The following is a 6,305-nucleotide window of genomic DNA, read 5'->3' as shown; positions in this document are numbered from 1 at the left end:
GGTGCGCAAACCAATGAGCGAAATCGAAATGGTTGCCGCGATGGCTCTTGAAGCCGTTCGTCAGCAAAAACGCCTCGACAAGATGGAAGAAAAAGTCAGTCACGTTACTGAAACTGTCGAACAAATCAAAAGAGGCACCATCCGCGATGGTTATGCAGGCTACCGTCAGCTGGTGGCGGAAACGGGTATGTCAGATGCGAAATGCCGCAATCTGGTGAACATCTATCAAATTCCAACTGATACTCACGAATTTCTTACTCCGGACGGATTGTTGTCACGCCGCGCAATTGTTGCAGTGGAACCGTTTATGGCTGCTTTCCATCGTATGATGAGCGAAGCGGAACCGAGAGGAACTCGTTGGTATCACCCGAAAATGGGGTTGTTCCAGGCGCTGGGCTGGCAGGGGTGACGATGTTTACGGGTAATTTATGCAAGTCCTCAATCGCTGGTTCCGTGACGGAAGGGGGCGTCGTGTTCACGTTATATGCTGGGAGCCTGAAACACAGCGGGTTATTTATCTGCGTGATGGTTATCCATATGAATGTTTCAGCCCGTTGTGGTTGTTCAGGCGTGATTTTGTTGAGTGCGAAGCGCCGCCATAATAACGGCGCGATAATGGAAATTTACACGAAGCGGATCTGGAGTTTTTTCCCTGTTGCGCGTGCAAATTTTTTCAGTGTGGCAAATGATGGTCCGCTGACACCTGAGGCAAGATTGCTTTCCATTCTGGTGATGGCGGTTGCTTTGGTACCCATGCGTTCAGCAACTTCAGCCTGGGTGAGACCAGCTTCTTTGCGTGCGGCCAGCATTTCATCAAGCAGTGCGAACTCGTCGGCGATGGCGTCGTATTCTGCTTTAAAAGCCGGGTCATCCATCCATTTAGCTGCCATTTCATCGTGTGTCATGATTGGTGGGTTACGTTTACCAGTCATGCTTAACCTCCTTCATTCTGGTTTCAGCTTTTTTACGCTCAGCTGGTGGAGTTTTTTGAGTTTTCTTGATGAAGCTGTGCAGCATGATGATGCGCTTCCCTGTCAGTGTGCAGTAAAAAACGCGGGCAATGCCATCGCTGCCTTTAATCCGAAGCTCAAAAAGCCCATCACCAAAGGCGCTGGTGTGAGGTTCTCCGAGATTGCTGCCGTATACCTTCATGCGTTCAACAAGATGCTGGTATCTGGCACGCATACTCAATGGAAGCTGATCGACCTCCAGTCGGACCTCTTCACTGTAGTATTCGATAGTGTAGTTCATACAGCAAAACATAACAAAATCGTTATATCTGCACAATATATTGATTCTGCAATTTCGGGACGTTACACTGTCTCTGCACCTTATAAAGCGGGTGCCGGGATTTGCACCCCGGAATTGTCAACGGCGATATACGACGCGCCAGCGTCTTTTTTATCGTCCGCGCTCACGCACGCCAGAATTATGGTGGGCTGGGCAGGGGAGCCGAAAGGCTCGCCGGTCTCCGTTGACGCCGGTAGTGCAAACCCTGTTCAGTCCGCCACCAGCGAGATTTGCACCTCCGGTGGTGGAAGTTTTCCACAGTCAACGGAGGCTGCCATCATGGCTACAGTCCCAACCCACTCATTCCTCAAAATTGAGACCGTCAACGGCAAGGCCGTTATTTTCTCTTTGCATGTGGCCTGCCACTTTAAGCGCATGCACCAGAACATCGTCGACAAAATCGAGTATCTGAACTGCTCGCACGAATTTTTTACCCGCAATTTCATACCGGGTACTTACCACATCTATGACGACTCTCTGCGTGGTTATTACATCACCCTTGATGGTCTGATGCTGCTTCAGCTTGGGTTAAGTCTGCGCACAATGCGGTACTACGAGAGTTGCATTGAAGCGTTCCATGAGGCTGAAACCGTCCAGGTGCATTCCGCTTTCCGTCGTCATCAACGGGAGGTGCACCTATGATCCGCTACCTGAATATTGATTCTGCAATTCCGGGACGTTACACTGTCTCTGCACCTTATAAAGCGGGTGCCGGGATTGGCGTCCTGAAATTCAATATAGAGCATAACCGCGCTCATGCGGTTTTTTCGTGTCATGAGCATTGCTACGCCCAAATTATGGTGGGGCGTGCAGGGGCATCGCAAGATGCGCCGGGTTCTATGTTGACCGGTTACGCCAACCCTGTACGTCTCACCACCTCTGTGATTGGCGTCCCATGTGGTGAGTTCTTTGAATTCAACATAGGGGCTGTCACCATGACTACTCTCCCAACCCTCTCTCAACCTGAAATTGCCATCGTTGATGGTCAGGCTGTTACTTCATCCCTGGCTGTTGCCAACTTCTTCTCTAAACGTCATGACGATGTTCTGAAAAAGATCCGCATTTTGGATTGTTCTCCAGAGTTTTGTGCCCGCAATTTTGCGGAGACATCAATTTTGGTACGCCAGCCCAACGGCGGTACTCGCAAACTTCCCTGCTACCAAATCACCCGCGACGGCTTCGCCTTCCTTGCTATGGGCTTCACTGGTAAACGTGCCGCCCGGTTCAAAGAGGCATACATCAATGCCTTTAACCAGATGGAGAGGAGCTTATCAGGAGCTGGTGCGGCTGACATGTCATCTGTCGCACAAAACGCCAGAGGCGTATACCTGCATTTGCGTGAAATCCATCAAATCTGGACAAGCCAGCTTTACCCAATGCTTAAGGCCGTTGAATCTCCGCTGGCTGGCAAACTGTACGACCGTGTAGGTGATGCTGTTTTTGGTGCTGCACTTGTTGATTCCAGGCTGAATGGTTCTGACAAGGAGGTGCGCCCATGATCCGCCACATCGTTAATTTCCTGTATCACCGATACAACCATTGCCCCCGTGTGGGGCAGTGGTTCACCACCAGCAACGGCTACGTTCTGCGGGTTTGCCTGGTCAGTACCGAAAGCCAGAAGGTTGTCTGCCAGGTTCAGGGACGTACTCATACCCTGAGTTATCCGCTGGTGGCGTTTCAGTCCGGAAAAATGTTTAAACGCCTGGGAGGTGGCTATGCGTCCGTCTGATCTTCTGCTCGATTTTGGACATCCGGTTGCTTATTACCCTGGGCTCGTTAAATACATGGGAAGTCCGCACGCTGTTATTTTCTTTGGTCAGATTTTTTACTGGCAGGATAAAGCACATGCAGCGGAAGGCGTACATAAAACGCGTGAAGAGATACAACACGAAACCGGACTTACATTTGAACAACAGGCTGTAGCGCGTAAGCATCTTGTGTCCAGAGGCATTTTGGTTGAAACCAACAAGCGTCTTGAGCACAAAATGTTCTACCGTATAGATTGTGAGCGCCTTAATGAAATTATCAATGAAAACAATCAGTTTTCCCGAAATGGGGAAACCCGTTTTCGGGAAACTGTAAAACCCAATTTCGCGGAGGAGGGAAAGCCTTCACCGCGGACACGGGAAACCCCTCGCCGCGGAGAAGGGAAAACCAATTTCGATCTTACAGAGAATACAACAGAGATTACTTCAGAGAATACTACAGAGAGTAAAAACACTATTGGCGCATCCGCTGACGCGTCTGCACCAGCGCGTTCTTCCCGACAGGAATATTCACCGGAATTTGAACAGGCCTGGCAGGAATATCCAAAACGTGCTGGTGGTAACTCAAAATCCGCAGCCTTCAAAGCCTGGAAAGCCCGGCTCAGGGAGGGAATAAAACCTGAAGCCATGCTTGATGGCGTGAAACGCTATGCTGCCTGGGTACGTGCCACAGGAAATACCGGCACACAGTTCGTGAAGCAGGCTGCGACGTTCTTTGGACCCGATCGTCACTTCGAAGACTTCTGGCAACAGCCAGCCGCTCCCGGAGGTGGGCGACAGCGACAGGTCGATGTCCTGGCTGGCCTGGGAGCCATGTCTGACAAATTCGGTAAATCCAGTGACAAACTGACATTCTGAGGTGACAGCGATGATGACGTTTAACCTGCGTGAACAACAAAAAAGACTACAGGCGCGAATGGATGAGTTACGGGCAGAGATTGCATTTGCTCAGAAGGGCGAAAAGCCATGGCCTTATCGTTCCTGCCTGATGCGTGAAGGTCGCGGATATTGCGAAAAACATGGCGAATATCACACGCATATACTGGTGTGGAGCGATCGTAATGGCGAGGACAGAGAAAAAATTTCATGCTGCCCTGACTGCTTAATCGCTGAGGCCAACGATTTGACCATGGAGCTGTCGTCCATCAAGGCGGAAGAGCTGACTGATAACGCCGGAATTGCCCTGCGTTTTCGGGACTGCGAGTTTGATAATTATCTGGAGGTTAATCCTGACGCAGCCAGAAATCTTGCGGCCTGTCGCCGCTATGCGGAGAACTGGCCAGATATGCTGGAGAACGGTACCAGTCTTGTTATGACCGGCAGTTGTGGTACCGGAAAAAATCATCTGGCTGTGGCTATGGCAAAACACATCATCCGTAACTATCTGGCCAGTGTGGAGATCACCGACGTGATGCGCCTTACCCGTGCTGTGAAAAATTGCTGGCGGAATGACAGCGAAAAAACAGCGGATGAAGTTATTGAGCGTTATGCGTCAATGGATTTGCTGATCATCGACGAAGTTGGCGTTCAGTTTGGCAGCGCGGCTGAAATGGCTATTTTGCAGGAAATTATCAACGCCAGGTACGAAAGTATCTTGCCCACCATTCAGATCAGTAACCTCTCACCGGAAGAGTTGTGGGCGTTCATCAGTCCCCGAATTGCCGACAGGATCACAGACGGGGGACGCAACTGGTTGTCGTTTAACTGGCCCAGTTACCGTTCTCGTATCAGAGGTGTGGCTGCATGACAACTCCAGTATGGCGTAACGATGACCTTGAAGGCGCTGTCATCGGCGCGTTCTTTCTGCGCGGAGCAGATCCTGAAGTGATGGATCTTCTGGCCACACTGCCAGCGGACATTTTTTCTGTACGAGCGTATCAGGATATCTATACAGGCATCTGCAAACAGGCCCGTGTTTCAGGAGTGATTGACCCCGTGCTGTTGTGTAATGAGATGCCGGAACTTGCCCCGGTGATTACTGATACCGGGCGTAAAACCTGGGTGAAGTCTTCACTGGAGCACTATGTTGCAGCGTTGCGGCGCAATGCCGCACTGCGCGATGCAGAAAAAACACTGAATGAGGCGCTGCAGAAATTACGTGATGCGCATACCTGTGAAGCAGCTGAAGATGCCCTGAAGGATGCGTAGAACATGATGGTCACACTGTCGACAGGAAAGGGCGTCATTCAGCCGGTACATATTGATGATGTGCTTCCGGAAGTGGTTGAGCGTGTTGAATGCCGGAATCCGGGGCTGGAGAAATCCAGGACGTTGATGACCGGTATTGATGAACTGGACGCAAAAACAGGCGGTATGGAGCCCGGAGACCTGGTATTCATTGCCGCCCGTCCTTCGATGGGGAAAACCGAACTTGCGCTGGACATCATCGACAAGGTGACTGAGCAAGGGCATGGTGTGCTTCTGTTCACCATGGAGATGGCGAACATCCAGATTGGTGAACGTATGGTGTCTGCGGCTGGAGGGATGCCAGTATCACGCCTGAAATCTGTGGCTCACTTTGAAGATGAAGACTGGACGCGTTTCTCACAAGGGGTGGGGCGGATGACCGGGCGCAATATCTGGATGGTGGACCAGGCGAACCTGGCCATTGATGAGATATGCGCAACAACGAAACACCACCTGATTAAATATCCGGAAACGGCGCTGGTGGTGGTTGATTATCTCGGGCTGATAAAAACCCGAATCACGGGGCGTCATGACCTTGCCGTGGGTGAAATCTCAAAGGGGCTTAAAGGCCTGGCAAAATCCGGTGGTTTTCCGTTGATTGCGCTGAGCCAGCTCTCCCGCGGTGTGGAGTCCAGACCCAATAAACGTCCCATGAACTCAGACCTGAAAAATTCCGGAGAAATAGAGGCGGATGCAGACACCATTCTGATGCTTTACAGGGATGAAGTGCACAACCCGGATACGCAGGCCTGGGGCATCGCAGAAATCAATATCACGAAACAACGTAACGGTTCTCTGGGAACGATTTACCGGCGTTTTTATAACGGACATTTTCTGCCTGTGGACCAGGAAAGTGCACGGGTGCTTTCCACTCCCATGAAGCCCGGCAATCCGCGCAGATACAGTAATAAACGAACTGACAGCAGTAAGATGGAGCGTTTCTTTTGAACAACCAGACAATGACTTTTACCCCTGAACAATTGCGTAAACACGCGCAGGAAATGCTGCGTCATGCTGAACAACTCGAAAAAACGGGCATAACAAAAGATGCTATCCGTAAAG

General features: G+C 50.8%; 8 protein-coding genes and 3 pseudogenes. 9 read left to right on the top strand and 2 right to left on the bottom strand.

All coding sequences use genetic code 11. From position 1 onward, the window contains the following. Together ACUU1M_RS17995 and ACUU1M_RS17990 are read left to right on the top strand one after the other, a co-directional pair. Positions 1 to 409: pseudogene (locus ACUU1M_RS17995) on the top strand (Rha family transcriptional regulator); the annotation flags it as partial. Positions 410 to 428: 19 nt separating this feature from the next. Continuing rightward, entirely contained in the window at positions 429 to 602 is a 174-nt protein-coding gene (locus ACUU1M_RS17990) for a DUF4222 domain-containing protein (RefSeq protein ID WP_094185464.1), read from the top strand. Positions 603 to 623: 21 nt separating this feature from the next. Here ACUU1M_RS17990 and ACUU1M_RS17985 read toward each other — a convergent pair whose 3' ends face one another. Both ACUU1M_RS17985 and ACUU1M_RS17980 read right to left on the bottom strand, forming a co-directional pair. Beyond that, the gene (locus ACUU1M_RS17985; protein ID WP_000147079.1) at positions 624 to 932 is read right to left on the bottom strand and encodes a helix-turn-helix domain-containing protein; all 309 of its coding nucleotides are present in this window, start codon (positions 930 to 932) and stop codon (positions 624 to 626) included. Further along, complete coding sequence (locus tag ACUU1M_RS17980; protein ID WP_005080041.1) at positions 922 to 1,152, bottom strand: type II toxin-antitoxin system RelE/ParE family toxin; 231 nt, start codon at positions 1,150 to 1,152, stop codon at positions 922 to 924. The genes ACUU1M_RS17985 and ACUU1M_RS17980 overlap by 11 nt, the downstream gene beginning before the upstream one ends. Between ACUU1M_RS17980 and ACUU1M_RS17975 the strand changes: the two genes are divergently transcribed. From ACUU1M_RS17975 to ACUU1M_RS17945, 7 genes and pseudogenes are all read left to right on the top strand, one after another. After that, positions 1,117 to 1,932: an ash family protein gene (locus ACUU1M_RS17975; RefSeq protein WP_005080040.1), complete on the top strand. Its 816-nt coding sequence runs from the start codon at positions 1,117 to 1,119 to the stop codon at positions 1,930 to 1,932. The genes ACUU1M_RS17980 and ACUU1M_RS17975 overlap by 36 nt on opposite strands. Beyond that, positions 1,929 to 2,789 carry a Rha family phage regulatory protein gene (locus ACUU1M_RS17970; RefSeq protein ID WP_001300485.1) on the top strand — a complete coding sequence of 287 codons (861 nt, stop codon included), beginning with the start codon at positions 1,929 to 1,931 and terminating at the stop codon, positions 2,787 to 2,789. Before ACUU1M_RS17975 ends, ACUU1M_RS17970 begins: the two co-directional genes overlap by 4 nt. Next, positions 2,786 to 3,019, top strand: a complete 234-nt coding sequence (locus tag ACUU1M_RS17965) for a hypothetical protein (RefSeq protein WP_000618005.1) — start codon at positions 2,786 to 2,788, stop codon at positions 3,017 to 3,019. The genes ACUU1M_RS17970 and ACUU1M_RS17965 overlap by 4 nt, the downstream gene beginning before the upstream one ends. Continuing rightward, positions 3,006 to 3,914: a hypothetical protein gene (locus ACUU1M_RS17960; RefSeq protein WP_001247839.1), complete on the top strand. Its 909-nt coding sequence runs from the start codon at positions 3,006 to 3,008 to the stop codon at positions 3,912 to 3,914. The genes ACUU1M_RS17965 and ACUU1M_RS17960 overlap by 14 nt, the downstream gene beginning before the upstream one ends. A 10-nt stretch (positions 3,915 to 3,924) precedes the next feature. Further along, positions 3,925 to 4,803, top strand: a complete 879-nt coding sequence (locus tag ACUU1M_RS17955) for an ATP-binding protein (RefSeq protein ID WP_000988185.1) — start codon at positions 3,925 to 3,927, stop codon at positions 4,801 to 4,803. After that, a pseudogene (locus ACUU1M_RS17950) lies at positions 4,800 to 6,191 on the top strand (replicative DNA helicase). Before ACUU1M_RS17955 ends, ACUU1M_RS17950 begins: the two are co-directional and overlap by 4 nt. Further along, a pseudogene (locus tag ACUU1M_RS17945) lies at positions 6,188 to 6,305 on the top strand (hypothetical protein); the annotation flags it as partial. The pseudogenes ACUU1M_RS17950 and ACUU1M_RS17945, both read left to right, overlap by 4 nt.

The organism is Shigella sp. SIG6 (assembly GCF_053555815.1).
Note: the sequence above shows the minus strand (reverse complement) of the source record. Positions and strands in the feature narration are given on the sequence as shown.